We start from the raw sequence: 21625 nt of genomic DNA on the forward strand, positions 1-21625 counted from the left end.
GGGAAGCCCAATTTCTTTTATGGGATCAGGGAATTAACAGACTCGACCCCTGCGTTGACCGACTCTCCAGCACCTCATGCGCACGTTGCGCATCGCTTAGCGCGTACTTCTGCGCATCTGCCACATCCACTTTGATGACCCCGCTGGCAATCAGCGAGAACAGTTCGTTACTGGCTTCGAGCAACTCTTCGCGATTGGTGATGTAGCCCTGCAGGGATGGACGAGTGACATACAGCGAGCCTTTCTGATTCAGAATACCCAGATTCACACCGGTCACCGCGCCTGACGCGTTACCGAAGCTCACCATCAGACCGCGGCGCTGCAGGCAGTCCAGAGACGCTTCCCAGGTATCTTTCCCTACCGAGTCATATACCACGCGCACTTTTTTGCCGCTGGTTACCTCTTTTAAGCGTTCAACGATGCTCTCTTCCCGGTAGTTAATCACCTGCCAGGCGCCGGCCTGCAGCGCGCGCTGGGCTTTTTGCGCGCTCCCCACGGTGCCGATCAGTTTTGCGCCTAACGCTTTGGCCCACTGGCAGGCGATGAGCCCTACGCCGCCCGCAGCCGCATGGAACAGGAACTGCTCGTCGGGTTTGATTTCATAGGTTTTACGCAACAGATAATAGACCGTCAGCCCTTTCAGGAAGGAGGCCGCGGCCTGTTCAAACGAAATGGCATTGGGCAGGAGGGCAACTTTGTCAGCCGGAACGTTGTGCACGGAGCTGTAAGCGCCCAGCGCCGATTGCGCATACACCACGCGATCGCCTTCTTTAACATGCTTAACGGCGCTGCCCACTTTGCTGACCACGCCCGCCGCTTCGGTACCCAGACCGCTCGGCAGTGACGGCGGTGGATAAAGACCGCCGCGAATATAGGTGTCGATGTAGTTAATGCCGATGGCTTTATTTTCAACCTGCACTTCATTTTCGCCAGGCGCGGCGGGGGTAAACTCCACCGCGTTGAGTACGTCAGGGCCACCATGCTTGTGAAATTCAATACGTGTTGCCATGCTTCCTCCAGAATGTGGTAATCTTTCGACCCACTCTTTATCTCGGTAACTCCATTCACTATGGCAGGAAACAAACCCTTCAACAAACAGACTGAACCTCGTGAGCGTGATTTTCAGGTCGCCGGGTTAAAAGTCCCGCCGCACTCGATTGAAGCGGAACAGTCGGTGTTGGGCGGTTTAATGCTGGATAACGAGCGCTGGGACGACGTCGCCGAGCGCGTCGTGTCCGACGATTTCTACACCCGCCCGCACCGCCACATCTTCACCGAAATGGCGCGCCTGCAGGAGTCCGGTAGCCCGATTGACCTGATTACGCTCGCGGAATCGCTGGAGCGGCAGGGGCAACTGGACAGCGTTGGCGGTTTTGCTTATTTAGCAGAACTGTCGAAAAACACGCCAAGTGCAGCGAACATTAGCGCTTATGCGGACATCGTTCGCGAACGCGCCGTTGTTCGTGAGATGATCTCGGTCGCGAATGAAATCGCCGAAGCGGGCTTTGATCCGCAGGGTCGCACCAGCGAAGACCTGCTCGATCTCGCGGAATCCCGCGTCTTTAAAATTGCTGAAAGTCGCGCCAATAAAGACGAAGGCCCGAAAAACATCGCCGATGTGCTCGATGCCACCGTCGCCCGTATTGAACAGCTCTTCCAGCAGCCGCACGATGGCGTAACCGGAGTTAACACCGGCTATGACGATCTTAATAAGAAAACCGCAGGCCTGCAGCCGTCGGATTTGATTATCGTCGCCGCGCGTCCGTCGATGGGTAAAACCACCTTTGCGATGAACCTCGTCGAAAACGCGGCGATGTTGCAAGATAAGCCGGTCTTAATCTTCAGTCTGGAGATGCCATCTGAGCAGATCATGATGCGTTCTCTGGCATCGCTTTCTCGTGTGGATCAGACCCGTATCCGTACAGGTCAGCTCGACGATGAGGACTGGGCGCGTATCTCCGGCACCATGGGGATCCTGCTGGAAAAACGTAACATTTATATCGATGACTCCTCCGGCCTGACGCCGACAGAAGTGCGCTCCCGTGCGCGCCGTATCGCCCGCGAGCATGGCGGTATTGGCCTTATCATGATTGACTACCTTCAGCTGATGCGCGTGCCGTCGCTCTCTGATAACCGTACGCTGGAGATTGCGGAAATTTCCCGCTCGCTCAAGGCGTTAGCCAAAGAGCTGCATGTGCCGGTCGTGGCGCTCTCGCAGCTTAACCGCTCCCTGGAACAACGTGCCGACAAACGCCCGGTCAACTCCGACCTGCGTGAATCCGGCTCCATCGAGCAGGATGCCGACTTAATCATGTTCATCTACCGTGATGAGGTTTATCACGAGAACAGCGACCTGAAAGGGATCGCCGAAATTATTATCGGTAAACAACGTAACGGCCCTATCGGTACGGTACGTCTGACCTTTAACGGACAGTGGTCGCGTTTCGACAACTATGCCGGTCCTCAATATGATGATGAGTAATTTCTAAGGAAATCAAATGCAAGCGGCAACTGTTGTGATTAACCGCCGCGCTCTGCGACACAACCTGCAACGTCTGCGTGAACTGGCTCCTGCCAGTAAACTTGTTGCAGTCGTGAAAGCGAACGCTTACGGACACGGTCTTCTTGAGACCGCGCGAACGCTCCCCGATGCCGACGCCTTTGGCGTTGCCCGTCTTGAAGAAGCCCTCCGCCTGCGCGCAGGGGGGATCACCCAACCGATTTTGCTGCTCGAAGGCTTTTTTGAGGCTGCAGACCTGCCGACCATTGCAGACCAGCATCTGCACACGGCGGTACATAACGAAGAACAGCTTTCCGCCCTCGAAACCGCTGAGCTGAGCGAGCCAGTCACCGTCTGGATGAAGCTCGACACGGGCATGCACCGTCTGGGTGTACGTCCGGAACACGCGCAGGCGTTTTATCAGCGTCTGTGCCAGTGCAAAAATGTCCGCCAGCCGGTAAATATTGTCAGCCATTTTGCCCGGGCTGATGAGCCTGACTGCGGCGCTACTGAACAACAACTCGACATCTTTAACACCTTCTGCGAAGGCAAGCCGGGGATGCGCTCTATCGCGGCCTCCGGTGGCATTCTGCTGTGGCCGCAGTCGCACTTCGACTGGGCGCGTCCGGGGATTATTCTTTACGGCGTATCGCCGCTGGAGAACAGACCCTGGGGGCCGGACTTTGGCTTCCAGCCGGTGATGTCCCTGGTGTCTAAGCTGATTGCGGTGCGTGAGCACAAGGCGGGGGAACCGGTGGGTTACGGCGGCACCTGGACCAGCGAGCGTGACACCCGGCTGGGTGTGGTGGCGATGGGGTATGGCGACGGTTATCCACGTGCTGCGCCGTCCGGTACGCCGGTTCTGGTCAATGGCCGCGAAGTGAAGATTGTCGGTCGCGTGGCGATGGACATGATTTGCGTAGATCTGGGCCCCGATGCCCAGGATAAAGCGGGCGACGATGTGGTGATGTGGGGTGACGGTTTGCCCGTCGAACGCATCGCGGAAATCACGAAAGTGAGTGCTTACGAACTTATAACGCGCCTGACATCAAGGGTGGCAATGAAGTACATCGATTAAACTGCTGTGAATGCCGGGGGGCAGCGTTGCCTGACCCGGCATGGAACAGGTTAAACGCTCGATCTTCTGTCATATCCGGTTTATTGTTGAATTCCCTGCCTCATCGAATTCCGGAGAACCATCGCGTGTTTCAGAAAGTTGACGCCTACGCCGGCGACCCCATTCTCTCCTTAATGGAGCGTTTCAAAGAAGATCCTCGCAGCGACAAAGTGAATCTCAGCATTGGTCTGTATTACAACGAGGACGGCATTATTCCTCAGTTGAAAGCCGTTGCTGAAGCGGAAGCGCGTCTTAACGCCGCCCCGCACGGTGCTTCTCTTTATCTGCCGATGGAAGGGCTCAATACTTACCGTAACGCCATCGCGCCGCTGCTGTTTGGTGCCGATCACGCGGTGCTCGCACAAAAACGTGTGGCAACCATCCAGACCCTGGGCGGTTCAGGCGCGCTTAAAGTGGGTGCGGACTTCCTGAAAAAATACTTCCCGGATTCAGGGGTATGGGTCAGCGATCCCACCTGGGAAAACCACGTGGCGATTTTTGAGGGTGCTGGCTTTAAGGTGGCGACCTATCCATGGTTCGACAGTGAAACCAACGGCGTGCGCGTTGACGCGCTGCTGGAAAAACTGAATACCCTGCCAGAGCGTAGCATAGTGCTGCTGCACCCGTGCTGCCACAACCCGACCGGGGCAGATCTCACCAACGCCCAGTGGGATGCGGTGATTGAGGTGCTGAAAGCGCGCAACCTGATCCCCTTCCTCGACATCGCCTATCAGGGCTTTGGCGCCGGGATGGAAGAAGATGCCTATGCCATCCGTGCCGTGGCCAGCGCCGGGCTGCCTGTTCTGGTCAGCAACTCGTTTTCAAAAATCTTCTCCCTGTACGGCGAGCGCGTGGGTGGCCTCTCTGTGGTGTGCGAAGACGCCGAAGCGGCAGGTCGCGTACTGGGGCAACTGAAGGCGACCGTGCGCCGCATCTACTCCAGCCCGCCAAACTTTGGCGCGCAGGTGGTGGCGACTGTGCTGGGAGACGAACAGCTAAAAGCCAGCTGGCTTGCAGAAGTGGAATCCATGCGTAAGCGTATTCTGTCGATGCGTCAGGAGTTGGTTAACGTGCTGAAAGAGGCCGTACCGGGGCATAACTTCGACTATCTGCTTAAACAGCGCGGGATGTTTAGCTACACCGGGCTGAGCGCCGCACAGGTTGAACGTCTGCGCGAAGAGTTCGGCATCTATCTGATTGCCAGCGGACGTATGTGCGTGGCGGGTCTGAATGCCAGCAACGTTCATCGCGTGGCGCAGGCATTTGCTGCAGTAATGTAAGTACTTACTCACCATCCCTCTCCCCGTGGGAGAGGGCCGGGATGAGGGCATCAGGCCGCACAAACAGGTTGCCCGGCATTCTGTGATCTTCTTCTTTTTATCCAACCTCATAAGCAAAAACTCCTTCCCTTCATCTCCCGCTGGGGTTATGGTCGGATAGATTTTTGACCAGTCGCTCAAATTAAAACGATAACTAACTGAATATTCAGGGGAAAATATGCGCAAGATCACACTGGCGCTCAGCGCCGCCTGCTTATTGTTCTCGCTTAACAGTACGGTCGTCGCGCGCGCTTCCGCACCGACGCCGCTTTACACCGGCACTACCGCCGCTATTCTGGCTGAACAAGCCCCCATTCACTGGGTTTCTGTAGCCCAGATTGAAAACAGCCTGATGGGCCGCCCGCCAATGGCCGTGGGCTTTGATATTGACGATACCGTCCTCTTCTCCAGCCCCGGGTTCTGGCGCGGTAAAAAAACATACTCACCGGATAGCGAAGCGTATCTGAAAAACCCGGAATTTTGGGAAAAGATGAACAACGGCTGGGACGAATTTAGCATCCCGAAAGAGGTGGCCCGCGCGCTTATCGCCATGCATGTAAAACGTGGCGACAGCATTTACTTCGTTACCGGACGCAGTCAGACCAAAACGGAAACCGTCTCTAAAACCCTGCAGGATGATTTCCTTATCCCGGCGGCCAGCATGAACCCGGTGATTTTCGCAGGTGACAAACCGGGACAAAACACCAAAACCCAGTGGCTGGAGCAGAAACATATCAAAGTCTTCTACGGTGATTCAGACAACGATATCAGCGCCGCGCGTGATGTGGGAGCCAGAGGGATCAGGGTGTTACGCGCTTCAAACTCGACCTATCGCCCGCTGCCAATGGCCGGGAAGTTCGGCGAAGAGGTTATTGTGAACTCAGAGTATTAAACCGCCGGCGGCGAGTTTGGCTCTTTTTTAATCAAATCTCGTCGCTGCGGGTTTTACCTTTCGTCTTCTTGCTGCACACTTAGAAAGATTCACTTTCATAACGGAGCAGCACATGTGGTACCAACAAACCCTGACCTTAAGCGCTAAACCTCGCGGATTTCACCTGGTGACGGATGAAGTTATCGGGCAGATCCGCGATCTGTCGCGCGTCAAAACGGGTTTGCTGCATCTGCTGCTTCAGCACACGTCGGCCTCTCTCACGCTTAATGAAAATTGCGATCCCACCGTCCGGTCTGATATGGAGCGGCATTTTCTGAAAACCGTTCCGGACAACGCCTCCTACGAGCATGACTATGAGGGGGCGGACGACATGCCTTCGCATATCAAATCTTCTCTGCTGGGCGTATCGCTAATGCTGCCGGTACACAACGGGCGGCTTCTGCTGGGAACATGGCAAGGGATCTGGCTGGGAGAACATCGCATTCACGGTGGTTCGCGTAAAATTATCGCAACGCTACAAGGGGAATAAAGATGACAATTTCGGAGCTACTGCAGTACTGCATGAGTAAGCCAGGCGCGGAGCAGAGCGTTCACAGCGACTGGAAAGCCACGCAGATTAAAGTGGGAGATGTGTTGTTTGCGATGGTGAAAGAGGTGGAAGGCCGCCCGGCGGCGTCGCTGAAAACCAGCCCGGAGCTGGCGGAGCTATTACGTCAGCAGCACGACGACGTCCGGCCGAGCAAACATCTGAACAAAGCGCACTGGAGTACGGTCTATCTCGACGGTTCACTCCCGGGGTCGCAGATTTACTACCTGGTGGACGCGTCTTATCAGCAGGCGGTTGAGCTGCTGCCGGAAGCGACCCGACAGCAACTCTCCGTGTGACAATTACAGCAATGGTTTAAGGAAGCGCGCGGTGTGCGAGGCTTCGCACTCTGCAACGGTCTCTGGCGTACCGGAGACGAGGATTTCACCGCCGCCGCTGCCGCCTTCCGGGCCGAGATCGACAATCCAGTCCGCGGTTTTAATCACGTCCAGGTTGTGCTCAATGACCACAATAGTGTTGCCCTGATCGCGAAGCTGATGCAGAACGTCGAGCAACTGCTGGATATCCGCAAAGTGCAGACCGGTGGTCGGCTCATCGAGAATGTACAGCGTCTGCCCGGTACCGCGTTTGGACAACTCACGCGCCAGCTTCACGCGCTGCGCTTCCCCGCCGGACAGCGTCGTCGCTGACTGTCCCAGACGAATATAGGTCAGACCTACGTCCATCAGCGTCTGCAGCTTGCGTGCCAGCGCAGGAACGGCATCAAAGAACTCGCGCGCCTCTTCGATGGTCATATCCAGCACTTCGTGAATGGTCTTGCCTTTGTACTTAATCTCCAGCGTTTCACGGTTATAGCGTTTGCCTTTGCACTGGTCGCACGGCACGTAGATATCCGGCAGGAAGTGCATCTCAACCTTGATCACGCCGTCGCCCTGACACGCTTCACAGCGGCCGCCGCGAACGTTAAAGCTGAAACGTCCTGGCGTGTAGCCGCGCGAACGCGCTTCCGGTACACCCGCGAAGAGTTCACGGACGGGCGTGAAGACGCCGGTATAGGTTGCCGGGTTGGAACGCGGTGTACGGCCGATCGGGCTTTGATCAATGTCGATAACCTTATCGAAATGCTCCAGCCCCTGGATATCGCGGTACGGTGCAGGTTCGGCAAGCGTCGCGCCGTTCAGCGCCGTCTGCGCAATCGGGAACAACGTATCGTTGATCAGCGTCGACTTACCGGAACCGGATACACCGGTGATACAGGTAAACAGACCCACCGGCAGCGTCAGGGTCACGTCTTTCAGGTTGTTGCCGCGAGCGCCGGTGAGCTTAAGCACTTTTTCCGGGTTCGCCGGCACGCGCTGTTTCGGCACCTCAATCTTGCGCTTGCCGCTCATGTACTGGCCGGTTAACGATTCGGGCACTGCCATAATGTCTTTCAGGGTGCCTTCTGCGACCACCTGGCCGCCGTGCACACCCGCGCCCGGGCCGATGTCGATCACATGGTCGGCAGCACGGATCGCATCTTCGTCGTGCTCGACCACAATCACCGTGTTGCCGAGGTTACGCAGATGAATAAGCGTTCCGAGCAGACGCTCGTTGTCGCGCTGATGCAGGCCGATGGACGGTTCGTCCAGGACATACATGACGCCCACCAGGCCCGCGCCAATCTGGCTGGCCAGACGGATACGCTGGGCTTCACCGCCGGACAACGTCTCTGCGGAGCGGGAAAGCGTCAGGTAGTTCAGGCCGACGTTCACCAGGAATTTCAGACGGTCGCCGATCTCTTTCAGCACTTTTTCGGCAATCTTCGCCCGCTGGCCGGAGAGCTTCAGGTTGTTGAAGAAGTCCATTGCGTGACCGATGCTCATGTCTGAGATGGTCGGCAGCGCCGTGTTTTCGACAAACACGTGGCGCGCTTCGCGACGCAGACGCGTGCCGTCACAGGTGGCGCAGGAGCGGTTGCTGATGAACTTCGCCAGCTCCTCACGCACCGCGCTGGATTCAGTCTCTTTGTAGCGCCGCTCCATGTTGTGCAGCACCCCTTCGAACGGGTGGCGACGTACGGAGGTATCGCCGCGATCGTTCATGTATTTGAACTCGATGTTCTCTTTACCGGAACCGAACAGGATCACCTTGTGCACGTTCGGGCTCAGGCTGGCCCACGGCGCTTCCACGTCGAACTTGTAGTGCTCTGCCAGCGATTTAAGCATCTGGAAGTAGTAAAAATTACGCTTATCCCAGCCACGGATCGCACCGCCAGCCAGCGACAGTTCAGGATTCTGGATCACGCGGTCCGGGTCAAAATACTGCTGTACGCCCAGGCCGTCGCACGTCGGGCAGGCTCCCGCCGGGTTGTTAAAGGAGAACAGACGTGGCTCCAGCTCACGCATGCTGTAGCCGCAAATCGGGCAGGCAAAGTTGGCGGAGAAGAGCAGTTCTTCCGCGTTTGGGTCGTCCATATCGGAGACCACCGCCGTACCGCCAGAGAGTTCCAGCGCAGTTTCAAAGGATTCCGCCAGACGGGTCGCCAGATCGTCACGCACTTTAAAGCGGTCAATCACCACTTCGATGGTGTGTTTTTTCTGCAGCTCCAGCTTCGGGGGATCGGACAGGTCACACACCTCGCCGTCGATACGGGCGCGGATATACCCCTGGCTTGCCAGGTTTTCCAGCGTTTTGGTGTGCTCGCCCTTACGCTCTTTAATGATTGGGGCAAGCAGCATCAGGCGTTTGCCTTCTGGCTGCGACAGCACGTTATCCACCATCTGGCTCACGGTCTGCGCCGCCAACGGCACGTCGTGATCCGGGCAGCGCGGCTCACCTACGCGGGCATACAGCAGACGCAGGTAGTCATGAATTTCGGTAATGGTACCGACCGTTGAACGCGGGTTGTGGGAGGTGGACTTCTGCTCAATAGAGATAGCAGGCGAAAGCCCCTCGATATGGTCTACATCCGGTTTTTCCATCAATGACAGGAACTGGCGCGCATACGCAGAGAGTGATTCAACGTAACGGCGCTGTCCTTCGGCATACAGGGTGTCGAAAGCCAGTGAGGATTTGCCAGACCCCGAAAGCCCGGTCACGACGATGAGTTTGTCGCGAGGGATTATGAGGTTGATATTCTTGAGATTGTGGGTGCGGGCGCCCCGAACTTCGATCTTATCCATTCACCTTTCCCGGTTGGAACACGGATTGCCTGGTTTGTTTGAAGGACAAACGGCTGTCAGAAACGGCTAATTATGACACAATTTAACCTGTTTGAATATACAGTATTGGAATGCATTTTCTGATTAGCTGTGTAACAATGCCGAGTTCGCGAGAGATTTCTGAACCCGCCACGCAACTATGCAAATTGACGCGTGGAAATGGTACACTCGCGCGTTTACACTATTAAGAAACGTATTCAGGAGACACGAACATGGCCAGCAGAGGCGTAAACAAGGTGATTCTCGTCGGTAATCTGGGCCAGGACCCGGAAGTACGCTACATGCCGAGTGGTGGCGCAGTTGCCAACATTACGCTGGCTACTTCCGAATCCTGGCGTGACAAAGCGACCGGTGAGATGAAAGAGCAGACCGAATGGCACCGCGTTGTGCTGTTTGGCAAACTGGCAGAAGTGGCCGGTGAGTATCTGCGTAAAGGCTCTCAGGTTTATATTGAAGGCCAGCTGCGTACCCGCAAATGGACCGATCAATCCGGTCAGGAAAAGTACACCACTGAAGTGGTGGTAAACGTTGGCGGCACCATGCAGATGCTGGGTGGCCGTCAGGGCGGTGGCGCTCCAGCAGGTGGCGGCCAGCAGCAGGGCGGTTGGGGCCAGCCTCAGCAGCCACAGGGCGGCAACCAGTTCAGCGGCGGCGCGCAGTCTCGCCCGCAGCAGCAGTCCGCACCGGCACCGTCTAACGAACCACCAATGGACTTCGACGACGACATTCCGTTCTGATTGTCTTCAGCACTAAAGAAAGCCCTGCTGTTGCAGGGCTTCTTGTTTAATACTCATCACGTTATATTTGGTGTCTGACCCATCTCATCCGCGAGGAGCTATGCCACAACAACTCTTTGATCCCGCAGACGTGCAGAAGACATTCGCAATGCTTACAGTGGACAGCCATAATACGACGTTGCTGAATGAAATTTCCCTTCGTGCGTCAGTCGATGACGAGCTGAGTTTTGGCCCATTCCCGCCGGGATATCATTTTGTCAGAGCTGAAAATCGAATTGCTGATATTCCTAATGAGCACTTTGAACTGGCGCTGGTCAATGAAATTACGCAGGAGATTGTTTACTACAATCGCGTGATTTATCAGAAAGATGCTTTTTTGAACTACATGCCGGTTACGCAAATCCTGATATGGCGGTCACCTAAACCATCGCATCGGGGCGTGTTGCGCGATCTGCCCGGAAAAGTGTTTTCTCAGTATTTGCTGGAAAAATACAATGTCATCATCACAGACCGTCACCAGACACGTGATGGTATGAGTTTCTGGCAATCACGTCTGTATGATGCCATCGCCAGTGGGCATCATTTGTACGCCTATGACATGATTACCTGTGAAATGAGACCGATAATGAAAGACAGCGATATCGGCAATCAGGTTGACTGGTTATGGGGCGATGAGGAGCATCATCAGAACCGGCTGGCGATCATCAGTAAACTCCCGCTGCCTGCTGTGGACTGATGCCTTGAAAATAAAAAAGCCTCGTAAGAGAGGCTTTTAACATGTTGTTATGAAACGACCATCAGGTAATTACCATCGGCCAGTCTGGTGGCGTATGGCTCATTGCCTCAACCATCACTACTTTAATATTTTCCCAGACGGCGGCAATATCCAGCAGGGTGATACCAAGCAGACCCGTTGCAAACCAGCAAGCCGCGCCCAGTCCTAACAGCGTACTGATGACCGCAAGACCCGCGTAGTCAGATTTACGAAACTGAATGTTTAGCGTGCTGGCTAAAAACATCAGTACCGCACTCAACAAAGGCCAGCGCAGGAGAACCATGCTGGTCGTAATGGTTGCCATAAAACCCATCCTCTCCAAAACAGACGAACTGAATGAAACAGTGTTTCTCGTTACATGATATGTGTGAACTATATCACATTTGTTGATTTATTCGCCAGTGCCTGTGCGAGCAGATTGGGGATTTTATTACGCTGAAAAAGAGAGGCGGCAGGATGGGGTTGCCTTCGACATCGGCGGATGCGAACCCACCACGTGCCGGGAGCAACCTCCTTCGAACGAGCGGAGGAGAGCAATGGCGCCGCCAGCTATGCCTTTTTATAAGTGAAGCGTTATTCTCTGCTGATCCTGGAAATAATGTGGTAATAGCCGAACGTTTATAAAACATTGATCAAATTACATCCGCGCAAATAGTATAAAACGTCATGTTGATGTTGTACTTTTTTCATGCTGCCAGAAGTTTGGCTTAATCAACGATCCTCTGTTGCGTTATCTTCAATCCCCCCGTTCAGGCTGGATAAATATTTTCCTTAATAGAAACGGAACGAATACTTTTAGTTTAGCTTACGGACAAATATTATCGTCATAACGAAATTTAAGATTTTTAATACTAAAAGTCAGTTGCTAACTTCGCATGATTCATGCAACGTAATCACCTGTTTATCAAAGCATCCGGCCTTCATTACTACAGGCGTACAACATGCAGGGATATAGGGCGGGAAATGAATCGTAGCGCGCGGCGCAAGATGCTCAGAGTGGTAGGGATCATCATGGTAGTTATGCTGCCGGTGATGCTTGCGCTATGGTTTGCCCAGCTAAGAGCGGTGTCGGAAACAAGCGCGCAGTTACGCACATTTGCTGAACTGGCTTTAGACAAAACTGAACTGGTTATTGAACAGGTTGATCTGGCCCGGGCCGAAGCGGAAAAATATCAGGGTAAAGTTTGTACGCCGTCACATCGGCAATATATGTTGAACGTGGTTCGCGGCCGTCTGTTCATCGCTGATTTAATTTATGCCGAAGGCCAGAATTTTCGTTGTTCATCCATTTTTACCCCGGATCGGCCCTATGCGATCTCCCCCGCTAATTACATCCGAAAACCCGATATCGCTATCTATTATTACCGTGATACGCCATTTTTCACTGGCTATAAAATGACATATATGCAGCGCGGGAATTATGTCGTGGTGGTTAATCCACTCTCGTACAGTGAAGTGATGTCCACCGATCACTCTCTCTCATGGGGCGTGTACGATACGGTAACGAATGCCTTCTTTTCCGTCAGTCAGAAAGCCAACGTTTCTTTATTAAACTCGATGATTCGGGATAAGGACGTGGTATTTCAAAAAGATGACCGTTTTTATACGGTGGTAAAATCGGATAAACGTCCGATTGCCGCCATCGTTTCAACGTCGAATAAACGCTTCTATGAAACGCTCTACCATCAGGCGACGTTGACGCTGCCGCTGGGAATGATCTGTAGCATCATTATTTTGCTGGTCTGGTCGCGCACCCACCGTGAGCTGAACTCCCCAGGACGATTGCTGCATCGGGCGCTGAATAAACGTCAGCTTTGTGTCCATTATCAGCCAATCATCGATATCAAGAATAATCAGTGCGTGGGGGCAGAGGCGTTGTTGCGTTGGCCTGGTTTTAACGGGCCTGTCATGAGCCCGGCGGAATTCATCCCGCTGGCGGAAAAAGAGGGGATGAGCGAACGCATTACGGATTATGTTGTAGAAGAGGTCTTCAGCGATCTGGGCCATTTCCTGGCCGCGCATCCTGACCTCTATATTTCGATCAACCTGTCGGCGACGGATTTTCACTCTTCGCGGCTGATCGCCATGATATCCGACAAAGCGCGGCACTATGCCGTGCGTGCGCAGCAGATCAAAATCGAAGTGACGGAGCGCGGATTTATTGATGTGCCGAAAACTACGCCGGTTATCCAGGCTTTTCGTCAGGCGGGTTATGAAGTGGCAATCGACGATTTTGGTACAGGTTACTCGAACCTGCATAATCTCTACTCGCTGAATGTCGATATTCTGAAAATCGACAAATCCTTTATCGACACCCTAACCACCAACAGCACCAGTCATCTTATCGCCGAGCATATTATCGAGATGGCGCAGAGCCTGCGGCTCAAAACCATTGCGGAAGGGGTAGAAACTGCCGAGCAGGTAAGCTGGTTGTTGAAGCGCGGCGTACAGTTCTGTCAGGGATGGCACTTCGCGAAAGCGATGCCGCCCCAGGAGTTTATGACCTGGCAGCAGCAACCTTTGCACTGATAAACCTTAATTCAACTGGTGACGGTAATCGCTTGGTGTGCGGTCAAACTCGCGGCGAAACACGCGGGAAAAGGTTTGTTGCGACACATACCCCAGATCCATCGCGATATCAAAAATAGGCCGCTGCGTAGAGCGTAACGCCTGCGCCGCCAGCAGTAACCTGCGCTGACGAATGTACTCACCCAGCGTCTGGTGCATTACGGTCCGGAACATTCTCTGTAAATACCATTTCGAATAGCCCGACTTTTTCGCGACCACATCAATGTTCAACGGTTGGTCGATATGTTCATCAATCCATTCAATAAGTGTCTGAATAATTTGCTGATGCGACATAAGGTTGCCCTCTGTAGATACAACTTTCCTGGTTGATTCGTCGTTTTCTCTGTGGGGGAGTATAATTCCTCAAGTTAACTTGAGGTAAAGAGGTTTTATGGAAAAGAGATTGCCGAGAATAAAAGCGCTTTTGACCCCGGGTGAAGTGGCTAAGCGAAGCGGTGTGGCAGTATCGGCGCTCCACTTCTATGAAAGTAAAGGGTTAATCAAAAGCATCCGTAACGCCGGAAACCAGCGGCGCTACACCCGTGACGTGCTCCGCTACGTGGCGATTATTAAAATTGCGCAACGAATCGGAATTCCCCTGGCCACCATCGGTGAAGCGTTCGGCGTGTTACCGGAAGGCCACACGCTGAGCCCGAAAGAGTGGAAAGAGCTTTCATCCCAGTGGCGAGAGGAGCTGGACCGGCGTATTCATACGCTGGTGGCGCTGCGTGACGAACTGGACGGGTGCATCGGTTGCGGCTGTTTGTCGCGCAGCGATTGCCCGTTACGCAACCCCGGTGACAAACTGGGCGAACAGGGGACGGGGGCGCGGCTGCTGGAAGAAGATTGAGATCTGTTTGCCGGGTGGCGGCTGCGCCATCCAGCAAAAAGCATAATAAAGAACTAAAGCGCCACATAAGGGCGCTTTAGTTTTTTCCGGTCTTTGTCTTTCTCTCTATCCCGCTGGCTCACGGGAGGGTTTCCCCCGACATCAGCACCCCTCATGTCGAGCTGGTTGAGGAGGTTCCGGTTTGTGCTGACACTTTAATTCTATGTAAGGGCCGCTTTTTCGCCAGTCACCGGGGCCGCTTTTGTGGCGAATATTTTTCGCGGTGTTGTTCAATTTTCTATAGTTAAAAAGTATGAATAACAGGAGACCTCTATGCTCACGGTACATCACCTTAACCAGTCGCGCTCACACCGCGTGATCTGGGCTCTGGAAGAACTTTCTCTGCCCTATGAGATTGTTCACTACCAGCGCGAAAAAACGATGCTGGCTCCCGAGTCCCTTAAACGCGTGCATCCGTTGGGCAAGTCACCGGTCATTGAAGACAACGGGCTGATCCTTGCTGAATCCGGTGCCATTCTGGAGTATCTGCAGGAAACCTACGACGCAGAATCGCAGCTTAAGCCGCTGGATCCTGCCCACAAGGTGCAATACCGCTTCTGGCTACACTATGCAGAAGGTTCTCTTATGCCGCTGCTGTTAATGAAGCTGGTATTTAGCAGCCTCGGTAAACCGCCCGTGCCGTTTGGAATACGCACGCTGGGGAAAGCGCTGGGTCAGGGCGTGCAAAAAGCCTATCTCAATCCCCAGCTCGAAACCCACGCGCGTTTTATTGAATCTCACCTGGCTGAAAATAGCTGGTTTGCCGGAGAGACTCTCAGCATGGCCGATATTCAGATGAGTTTCCCGATTTTTGCCCTGCTGGCACGCGGCGGTGTCGAGGATCTTCCGCACACCCATGCCTGGAAGAAAAAGGTCGAAAATCGTCCTGCCTGGCAGAGAACCCTGGAACAAGGTGGGCCGTTAACGATCCCTGGCGAGGCGTAATTTGTAACCCCATTGCGCATAAACGATAACGTTTGCGCATCCTCTGCTTATTTCTTCATCGTCATAAGGGAAATTTAGCGAAAAACGAGAAAGTTCAGTTGAAAAGGGCGGTGATTAGGCTGGATAATCGTTTGCCTAAATTTGACCACCCGTTTTGTAAGCGCGGAGCTAAACGTTTGCTTTTTTTGTGACGCCCCTTTTCGTCGCAAACGCAGCACAAGGATTTGACGTTTTGCTGGCAGTGGAGTCTCCACCACGCTTACGGACTTTCTATAAAAACTCTCAGGGGATGTTTTCTATGTCTACGCCATCCGCGCGTACCGGCGGTTCACTTGACGCCATATTTAAAATTTCTGCTCGCGGCAGCACCGTGCGCCAGGAAATCGTTGCCGGTCTGACAACGTTTCTGGCAATGGTGTACTCCGTCATCGTTGTGCCGGGCATGCTCGGTAAAGCAGGCTTCCCTCCGGCAGCGGTCTTTGTTGCAACCTGTCTTGTCGCCGGTGTCGGCTCCATCGTAATGGGGCTGTGGGCGAATTTGCCGATGGCGATTGGCTGTGCCATTTCCTTGACCGCCTTCACCGCGTTTAGCCTGGTGCTGGGCCAACACATCAGCGTACCGGTTGCCCTGGGCGCCGTCTTCCTGATGGGCGTGCTGTTCACCATTATCTCGGCAACCGGCATTCGTAGCTGGATTTTGCGCAACCTGCCGCACGGCGTGGCGCACGGCACCGGTATCGGTATCGGTCTGTTTCTGCTGCTAATTGCCGCCAACGGCGTGGGTCTGGTCATTAAGAACCCGCTGGACGGTCTGCCGGTGGCGCTGGGTCACTTCGCCAGCTTCCCGGTGATCATGTCCCTGATTGGCCTGGCGGTGATTATTGGTCTGGAAAAACTGAAAGTCCCAGGCGGCATTCTGCTGACCATTATCGGTGTGTCCATTGTTGGCCTGATTTTCGATCCGACCGTGCATTTCTCCGGTATTTTTGCCATGCCGTCACTGAGCGATGACAACGGTAACTCCCTGATTGGCAGCCTGGATATTGTCGGCGCGCTGAACCCGGTGATCCTGCCAAGCGTGCTGGCGCTGGTGATGACGGCGGTGTTTGATGCCACCGGGACCATCCGTGCGGTGGCCGGTCAGGCGAACCTGCTGGATAAAGACGGTCAGATTATCGACGGTGGCAAAGCGCTGACCACCGACTCCCTGAGCAGCGTCTTCTCGGGTCTGGTAGGCGCTTCTCCGGCTGCGGTCTATATCGAGTCCGCTGCGGGCACCGCGGCAGGCGGTAAAACTGGCCTGACCGCCATTACCGTTGGTGTGCTGTTCCTGCTGATCCTGTTCCTCTCGCCGCTCTCTTACCTGGTGCCAGCCTACGCTACGGCTCCGGCACTGATGTACGTCGGCCTGCTGATGCTGAGCAACGTGGCGAAAATTGACTTTGCGGACTTTGTGGACGCGATGTCAGGCCTGATCACTGCGGTATTTATCGTGCTGACCTGTAACATCGTGACCGGCATCATGATCGGCTTCGCGTCGCTGGTGATTGGTCGCCTGGTCTCCGGTGAGTGGCGCAAGCTGAACATCGGCACCGTGGTTATCGCCGTTGCGCTGGTGGTGTTCTACGCGGGCGGCTGGGCAATCTAAATTGTCCTTTGATGCGAAAACGGGTGGCTCAGGCCGCCCGTTTTTATTTTCAGGACTCATCCCGTTGCCTTTTGCGTTACTCTGGGGAAGATAGAATAAAAGGCACGACGCCTTCCGTAGTACATAAGTAACACAGCAAACAGGGAACGCATGGAAATCTTTTTCACAATACTCATCATGACCCTTGTGGTCTCATTATCCGGGGTGGTTACACGCGTACTGCCCTTTCAGGTCCCCCTGCCATTAATGCAAATTGCTATCGGCGCGCTGTTGGCGTGGCCGACGTTTGGCCTGCACGTTGAGTTCGACCCGGAACTGTTCCTCGTGCTGTTTATCCCGCCACTGCTGTTTGCTGATGGCTGGAAAACACCCACGCGCGAGTTTCTGGAACATGGGCGCGAGATCTTCGGTCTGGCGCTGGCGCTGGTCGTCGTGACCGTGGTCGGGATTGGTTTCCTGATCTATTGGGTGGTTCCGGGGATCCCGTTAATACCCGCTTTTGCGCTGGCCGCAGTCCTGTCGCCAACCGATGCCGTGGCGCTGTCCGGCATTGTGGGTGAAGGGCGGATTCCGAAGAAAATCATGGGCATCTTACAGGGAGAGGCGCTGATGAACGACGCCTCCGGTCTGGTTGCCCTGAAGTTCGCCGTGGCCGTCGCAATGGGGACGATGATCTTTACCGTGGGTGGCGCGACCCTGGAATTCTTCAAGGTTGCTATTGGCGGTATCCTGGCGGGCTTCGTGGTGAGCTGGCTGTATGGCCGCTCGCTGCGCTTCCTCAGTCGCTGGGGCGGTGATGAACCCGCAACACAGATCGTACTGCTGTTCCTGCTGCCGTTTGCCTCCTATCTGATTGCCGAACATATTGGCGTGTCGGGCATTCTGGCAGCGGTAGCGGCAGGGATGACCATCACCCGCTCCGGCGTAATGCGCCGCGCGCCGCTGGCCATGCGTCTGCGTGCAAACAGCACCTGGGCAATGCTGGAATTTGTCTTTAACGGCATGGTCTTCCTGCTGTTGGGTCTGCAGCTGCCGGGCATTATGGAATCCTCTCTGGTGGCGGCGGAGGCCGATCCGAACGTTGAAGTCTGGATGCTCTTTACCGACATCGTGCTGATCTACATGGCGCTGATGCTGGTGCGCTTCGGCTGGCTGTGGACGATGAAAAACTTCAGCGTGCGCTTCCTGAAGAAAAAGCCGATGGAGTTTGGTTCGTGGACCACGCGTGAGCTGCTGATTGCCTCCTTTGCGGGGGTACGCGGGGCGATTACCCTGGCCGGTGTACTCTCCATTCCGCTGCTGTTGCCGACGGGCGATGTCTTCCCGGCGCGTTATGAACTGGTCTTCCTGGCGGCGGGCGTGATCCTGTTCTCACTGTTTGTCGGGGTGATTATGCTGCCGATTTTGCTGCAGCATATCGACGCCGGGGACGCCACGCAGCAGCATAAAGAGGAGCGGATTGCCCGCGCCGCCACTGCCGAAGTGGCGATTGTCGCTATTCAGAAAATGGAAGAGCGCCTGGCCGCCGATGCCGAAGAGAACATCGACAATCAGCTGCTGACGGAAGTGAGCTCACGCGTGATTGGTAATCTGCGTCGCCGGGCTGACGGCCGTAACGATGTGGAAAGCTCGCTGCAGGAGGAGAACCTGGAGCGCCGGTTCCGTCTGGCGGCGCTGCGCTCCGAGCGTGCCGAGCTGTATCACCTGCGCGCCACGCGGCAGATCAGCAACGAGACACTGCAAAAGCTGCTGCACGATCTGGATCTGCTGGAAGCGTTGTTGATAGAGAATCAGTAACGCTGTTTTTGCCCGGTGGCGCTGCGCTTACCGGGCCTACGTGCTCGATCGGTTCCCTCTCCCTGTGGGCTGAGGGTTCCCCACAAAATAATGCCTGCACGGAGGCCCCCCTCTCCCTTGAGGGAGAGGGTTGGGGTGAGGGGGAACATATGGCTGTAGAGGTCATTCCGTTCACTTTATGTTCCTTGCTACTCTGTAACGACATAGCCCGTGAACGTGCCAGGGTGGCTCAGTCGCCACCACCCTGGCGACCCGGGCTCCCGGCGGTAAATCGCCGCTTCGCGGATTGTTCGCCCCATCCCTGGGGCTCACCCCTTTGGGGCCAGCGCAAGCGCTGTCCAAAATTGCTCCCGGCAATTTTGTCCTCGGCTTATTCCTTCCGGCTTATCGGGGACGGGCGGATGTAACGTCCCTGTAAAGCCGCCCTCTCGGCGCATCCATGCGCCTCGCCCCGGCCTGCAGGAAACGCCTCAGCGATTTACAGCCGGACCAGGGCGTCGCTGTAAGTCATTCATTTTCCTGAAGCAACTTTCGTCGCTTTCGGTAAAAAATTACTGGGGATCCCTCAACCCTGTGGGAGAGGGTTAGGGTGAGGGCACCCAAAATCCCTCACAACATTGCAGCCACGCCTGGGCGCTGTGCGACAAATATATCCCTTCTCGCCAAATCATCCCCAGCTGCCAGTGCAAATCGCTTTCGAGTGGGATCCAGCGCAGCGTGTTTTTATCCAGACGCTCGCAAATCGGCTGCGGCAGAATGGCAATCCCCACGCCTGCCTGCACCATCGCTGCCAGGAAATCCCACTGGCCGCTGCGCACCGCAATGCGCGGCTTCACGCTATGTTGATTAAACAGCGTCATCAACTGGCGGCTGAGGGCGAAATCTTCGTTGTAGATCAGCAGAGGGTATTCACCGAGCAGTTCAGGTTTCACTGAATCTCGCTTCAGCCAGTCGCCGGAGCGGGGAACCAGCACGCACAGCGGATGGCTAAAGAGCGGAAGCGTCGCCAGACCGCTCTCTTCCTCAACGGGGAGGGCTGTCATGGCGACGTCCAGCTCGCCGTTGGTTACGGCCTGCTGGACGGTTAATCCACCAAACTCCGAAATTTTGAGTTCAACGCCGGGGTAACGCTGGCGAAACAGGCTAATCGGCCCGGCCATCATCATCCCGACCATCGGCGGAATACCAAGGCGCAGCACCCCTTTGGTCAGGTGGTTTATATCGTCAAGCTCCGCTTCCAGCTGACGAAACTCGGCCAGGATCGCCAGGCCACGTTCAAACACCACGCGTCCGGTATCGGTAAGCAACAGCTTGCGTCCGTCGCGGATCAGCAGGGTACAGTTGAGTTCATCTTCGAGGTTTTTCAGCATTTTGCTGATGGTGGGTTGGGTAACAAATAACTTCTCCGCTGCGCGGGTAAAACTCTGCTGGCGAACCACTTCGACAAAATAGCGCAGCGTTCTTATGTCCATGATTATTCCTCGAAACTATACCTTCGATGATTTTAATTCATTTCAGTCCATACCGTGCGCTCACTATACTGGCGCCTCGTCTCATTTTTGAGGAAAACCCCCATGGCCGTGGCGTTAAGCCGTGTTACGCCTGCCGTTGTGCAACGACTCCAGGTACCGGTTCAGGTACTGCTCTACGCGGGACTGTTTGTTTTTGCGGAATATCTTGTCGGCTGGCTGCATCTGCCGCTGCCTGCCAACCTGGTGGGGATGGTGTTGATGCTGACGCTCATTCTCTGCCGCGTTATCCCCCTTAGCTGGGTGCGTGCCGGCGCGCGCTGGCTGCTGGCAGAGATGTTGCTGTTCTTTGTTCCTGCCGTGGTGGCAGTGGTGAACTATGCGCAACTGCTGATGGTGGACGGCTGGCGGATCTTCGCGGTCATCGCCCTGAGCACGCTGATGGTGCTGGGCGCCACCGCCTGGGTGGTGGACAAGGTTTATCGCTTCGAGATCCGCAGGCAAAAACATGACTAACTTCCAGATAAGCGTGCTGTGCCTGATTGCCACGCTGGTTATCTACTTTGCCAACAAGCGCCTGTATCGGCGCTTTCACGCGCTGCCGCTGATGCCGCTGGTCTTTACGCCGATCCTGCTGGTGTTGATGCTGGTTTTTGGCCATATCTCCTGGCAAAACTACATTGGCGAATCCCACTGGTTGCTGTGGCTACTGGGGCCGGCCACCATCGCCTTTGCGGTGCCGGTGTACGACAACCTGAATATCATTAAACGTCACTGGATGTCGCTCAGCGCGGGGGTGATTACCGCCACGGTGGTGGCGGTCTGTAGCTCCGTCTGGCTGGCGCGGCTGTTTACGCTGCCCGATGAAATTCAGCGTAGCCTGGCCGTGCGCTCGGTAACGACGCCATTTGCGCTGGCAGCCGCTAAACCGCTCGGCGGACAGCCGGATCTGGTGGCGCTGTTCGTGGTTGTCACCGGTGTCTTCGGTATGGCGGTGGGCGATATGCTGTTTCTGCGGCTTTCTATCCATGAAGGGTTGGCAAAAGGGGCGGGATTTGGCGCGGCGTCACACGGCGCGGGAACGGCACGCTCTTATGAGTTGGGTCAGCAGGAGGGAGTTGTAGCAAGCCTGGTGATGATGCTCTCCGGCGTGTTGATGGTGCTGATTGCACCGCTGGTGGCGTGGGTGATGTTCTGAACTCCCCGGCCCGAAGGCCGG

At 55.2% G+C, this 21625-nt stretch carries 20 protein-coding genes; 15 read left to right on the plus strand and 5 right to left on the minus strand.

Annotated elements, in window-relative coordinates; translation table 11 throughout:
• Window positions 1-25: 25 nt before the first annotated feature.
• Window positions 26-1009, minus strand: a complete 984-nt coding sequence (locus AC2FAK_RS21080) for a quinone oxidoreductase (RefSeq protein ID WP_095455714.1) — start codon at window positions 1007-1009, stop codon at window positions 26-28.
• Window positions 1010-1069: 60 nt separating this feature from the next.
• Between AC2FAK_RS21080 and dnaB the strand changes: the two genes are divergently transcribed.
• The 6 genes from dnaB to AC2FAK_RS21110 all read left to right on the plus strand — a co-directional run bounded on the left by dnaB (window position 1070) and on the right by AC2FAK_RS21110 (window position 6713).
• Window positions 1070-2482, plus strand: a complete 1413-nt coding sequence (gene dnaB, locus AC2FAK_RS21085; protein ID WP_013095063.1) for a replicative DNA helicase — start codon at window positions 1070-1072, stop codon at window positions 2480-2482.
• Window positions 2483-2498: 16 nt separating this feature from the next.
• Window positions 2499-3578 carry an alanine racemase gene (gene alr / locus AC2FAK_RS21090; protein ID WP_038418463.1) on the plus strand — a complete coding sequence of 360 codons (1080 nt, stop codon included), beginning with the start codon at window positions 2499-2501 and terminating at the stop codon, window positions 3576-3578.
• 125 nt (window positions 3579-3703) lie between these two features.
• Window positions 3704-4897, plus strand: coding sequence for an aromatic amino acid transaminase (gene tyrB, locus AC2FAK_RS21095; protein WP_095455715.1), 1194 nt, complete (start codon window positions 3704-3706; stop codon window positions 4895-4897).
• Between the two features lie 217 nt (window positions 4898-5114).
• Window positions 5115-5828: an acid phosphatase AphA gene (gene aphA, locus AC2FAK_RS21100; protein ID WP_013095066.1), complete on the plus strand. Its 714-nt coding sequence runs from the start codon at window positions 5115-5117 to the stop codon at window positions 5826-5828.
• Between the two features lie 112 nt (window positions 5829-5940).
• Window positions 5941-6357: a secondary thiamine-phosphate synthase enzyme YjbQ gene (locus AC2FAK_RS21105; RefSeq protein WP_013095067.1), complete on the plus strand. Its 417-nt coding sequence runs from the start codon at window positions 5941-5943 to the stop codon at window positions 6355-6357.
• Between the two features lie 2 nt (window positions 6358-6359).
• On the plus strand, window positions 6360-6713 hold the full coding sequence (locus AC2FAK_RS21110) for an MmcQ/YjbR family DNA-binding protein (RefSeq protein ID WP_013095068.1): 354 nt from the start codon (window positions 6360-6362) through the stop codon (window positions 6711-6713).
• A gap of 3 nt (window positions 6714-6716) precedes the next feature.
• Here the strand turns inward: AC2FAK_RS21110 and uvrA are convergent, their stop codons facing one another.
• Window positions 6717-9539, minus strand: coding sequence for an excinuclease ABC subunit UvrA (uvrA, locus tag AC2FAK_RS21115; RefSeq protein ID WP_014830295.1), 2823 nt, complete (start codon window positions 9537-9539; stop codon window positions 6717-6719).
• A gap of 251 nt (window positions 9540-9790) precedes the next feature.
• Here uvrA and ssb1 point away from each other — a divergent pair, with 251 nt between their 5' ends.
• Together ssb1 and AC2FAK_RS21125 are read left to right on the plus strand one after the other, a co-directional pair.
• The gene (gene ssb1 / locus AC2FAK_RS21120) at window positions 9791-10315 is read left to right on the plus strand and encodes a single-stranded DNA-binding protein SSB1 (RefSeq protein WP_003860284.1); all 525 of its coding nucleotides are present in this window, start codon (window positions 9791-9793) and stop codon (window positions 10313-10315) included.
• Window positions 10316-10415: 100 nt separating this feature from the next.
• Window positions 10416-11051 (plus strand): hypothetical protein, encoded by a 636-nt coding sequence (locus AC2FAK_RS21125; protein ID WP_047024175.1) that lies wholly within the window; start codon window positions 10416-10418, stop codon window positions 11049-11051.
• Window positions 11052-11112: 61 nt separating this feature from the next.
• Here the strand turns inward: AC2FAK_RS21125 and AC2FAK_RS21130 are convergent, their stop codons facing one another.
• Complete coding sequence (locus AC2FAK_RS21130; RefSeq protein WP_008503385.1) at window positions 11113-11394, minus strand: YjcB family protein; 282 nt, start codon at window positions 11392-11394, stop codon at window positions 11113-11115.
• A 659-nt stretch (window positions 11395-12053) separates the two neighbouring features.
• Between AC2FAK_RS21130 and AC2FAK_RS21135 the strand changes: the two genes are divergently transcribed.
• Complete coding sequence (locus AC2FAK_RS21135; protein WP_023622182.1) at window positions 12054-13619, plus strand: EAL domain-containing protein; 1566 nt, start codon at window positions 12054-12056, stop codon at window positions 13617-13619.
• A gap of 6 nt (window positions 13620-13625) precedes the next feature.
• On the opposite strand, the gene soxS is transcribed toward AC2FAK_RS21135, so the two are convergent.
• A complete protein-coding gene (gene soxS, locus AC2FAK_RS21140) occupies window positions 13626-13952 on the minus strand; it encodes a superoxide response transcriptional regulator SoxS (RefSeq protein WP_013095071.1) in 327 nt (108 codons plus the stop codon).
• Between the two features lie 97 nt (window positions 13953-14049).
• On the opposite strand from soxS, the gene soxR reads away from it, so the two are divergent.
• The 4 genes from soxR to AC2FAK_RS21160 all read left to right on the plus strand — a co-directional run bounded on the left by soxR (window position 14050) and on the right by AC2FAK_RS21160 (window position 18937).
• The gene (gene soxR / locus AC2FAK_RS21145; RefSeq protein ID WP_013095072.1) at window positions 14050-14508 is read left to right on the plus strand and encodes a redox-sensitive transcriptional activator SoxR; all 459 of its coding nucleotides are present in this window, start codon (window positions 14050-14052) and stop codon (window positions 14506-14508) included.
• Window positions 14509-14820: 312 nt separating this feature from the next.
• A complete protein-coding gene (locus tag AC2FAK_RS21150; RefSeq protein ID WP_013095073.1) occupies window positions 14821-15492 on the plus strand; it encodes a glutathione S-transferase family protein in 672 nt (223 codons plus the stop codon).
• A gap of 298 nt (window positions 15493-15790) precedes the next feature.
• Window positions 15791-17140: a guanine/hypoxanthine transporter GhxP gene (gene ghxP / locus AC2FAK_RS21155; protein ID WP_013095074.1), complete on the plus strand. Its 1350-nt coding sequence runs from the start codon at window positions 15791-15793 to the stop codon at window positions 17138-17140.
• A 150-nt stretch (window positions 17141-17290) separates the two neighbouring features.
• Window positions 17291-18937 carry a Na+/H+ antiporter gene (locus tag AC2FAK_RS21160; protein ID WP_013095075.1) on the plus strand — a complete coding sequence of 549 codons (1647 nt, stop codon included), beginning with the start codon at window positions 17291-17293 and terminating at the stop codon, window positions 18935-18937.
• A gap of 584 nt (window positions 18938-19521) precedes the next feature.
• Here AC2FAK_RS21160 and AC2FAK_RS21165 read toward each other — a convergent pair.
• A complete protein-coding gene (locus tag AC2FAK_RS21165; protein WP_013095076.1) occupies window positions 19522-20409 on the minus strand; it encodes a LysR family transcriptional regulator in 888 nt (295 codons plus the stop codon).
• A 102-nt stretch (window positions 20410-20511) separates the two neighbouring features.
• Between AC2FAK_RS21165 and AC2FAK_RS21170 the strand changes: the two genes are divergently transcribed.
• Window positions 20512-20922, plus strand: a complete 411-nt coding sequence (locus tag AC2FAK_RS21170; RefSeq protein ID WP_020686648.1) for a CidA/LrgA family protein — start codon at window positions 20512-20514, stop codon at window positions 20920-20922.
• Window positions 20915-21604 carry an LrgB family protein gene (locus AC2FAK_RS21175; RefSeq protein WP_095455716.1) on the plus strand — a complete coding sequence of 230 codons (690 nt, stop codon included), beginning with the start codon at window positions 20915-20917 and terminating at the stop codon, window positions 21602-21604. The genes AC2FAK_RS21170 and AC2FAK_RS21175 overlap by 8 nt, the downstream gene beginning before the upstream one ends.
• Window positions 21605-21625: the final 21 nt, after the last annotated feature.

It is taken from the genome of Enterobacter cloacae complex sp. 394F7 (assembly GCF_057320385.1).

Coding starts and splice junctions, on each gene's coding strand:
- AC2FAK_RS21080 (WP_095455714.1), bottom strand. CDS start 1,009: ATGGCAACACGTATTGAATTTCACAAGCATGGTGGCCCTGACGTACTC.
- dnaB (WP_013095063.1), top strand. CDS start 1,070: ATGGCAGGAAACAAACCCTTCAACAAACAGACTGAACCTCGTGAGCGT.
- alr (WP_038418463.1), top strand. CDS start 2,499: ATGCAAGCGGCAACTGTTGTGATTAACCGCCGCGCTCTGCGACACAAC.
- aphA (WP_013095066.1), top strand. CDS start 5,115: ATGCGCAAGATCACACTGGCGCTCAGCGCCGCCTGCTTATTGTTCTCG.
- AC2FAK_RS21105 (WP_013095067.1), top strand. CDS start 5,941: ATGTGGTACCAACAAACCCTGACCTTAAGCGCTAAACCTCGCGGATTT.
- AC2FAK_RS21110 (WP_013095068.1), top strand. CDS start 6,360: ATGACAATTTCGGAGCTACTGCAGTACTGCATGAGTAAGCCAGGCGCG.
- uvrA (WP_014830295.1), bottom strand. CDS start 9,539: ATGGATAAGATCGAAGTTCGGGGCGCCCGCACCCACAATCTCAAGAAT.
- ssb1 (WP_003860284.1), top strand. CDS start 9,791: ATGGCCAGCAGAGGCGTAAACAAGGTGATTCTCGTCGGTAATCTGGGC.
- AC2FAK_RS21125 (WP_047024175.1), top strand. CDS start 10,416: ATGCCACAACAACTCTTTGATCCCGCAGACGTGCAGAAGACATTCGCA.
- AC2FAK_RS21130 (WP_008503385.1), bottom strand. CDS start 11,394: ATGGCAACCATTACGACCAGCATGGTTCTCCTGCGCTGGCCTTTGTTG.
- AC2FAK_RS21135 (WP_023622182.1), top strand. CDS start 12,054: ATGAATCGTAGCGCGCGGCGCAAGATGCTCAGAGTGGTAGGGATCATC.
- soxS (WP_013095071.1), bottom strand. CDS start 13,952: ATGTCGCATCAGCAAATTATTCAGACACTTATTGAATGGATTGATGAA.
- soxR (WP_013095072.1), top strand. CDS start 14,050: ATGGAAAAGAGATTGCCGAGAATAAAAGCGCTTTTGACCCCGGGTGAA.
- AC2FAK_RS21150 (WP_013095073.1), top strand. CDS start 14,821: ATGCTCACGGTACATCACCTTAACCAGTCGCGCTCACACCGCGTGATC.
- ghxP (WP_013095074.1), top strand. CDS start 15,791: ATGTCTACGCCATCCGCGCGTACCGGCGGTTCACTTGACGCCATATTT.
- AC2FAK_RS21160 (WP_013095075.1), top strand. CDS start 17,291: ATGGAAATCTTTTTCACAATACTCATCATGACCCTTGTGGTCTCATTA.
- AC2FAK_RS21165 (WP_013095076.1), bottom strand. CDS start 20,409: ATGGACATAAGAACGCTGCGCTATTTTGTCGAAGTGGTTCGCCAGCAG.
- AC2FAK_RS21170 (WP_020686648.1), top strand. CDS start 20,512: ATGGCCGTGGCGTTAAGCCGTGTTACGCCTGCCGTTGTGCAACGACTC.
- AC2FAK_RS21175 (WP_095455716.1), top strand. CDS start 20,915: ATGACTAACTTCCAGATAAGCGTGCTGTGCCTGATTGCCACGCTGGTT.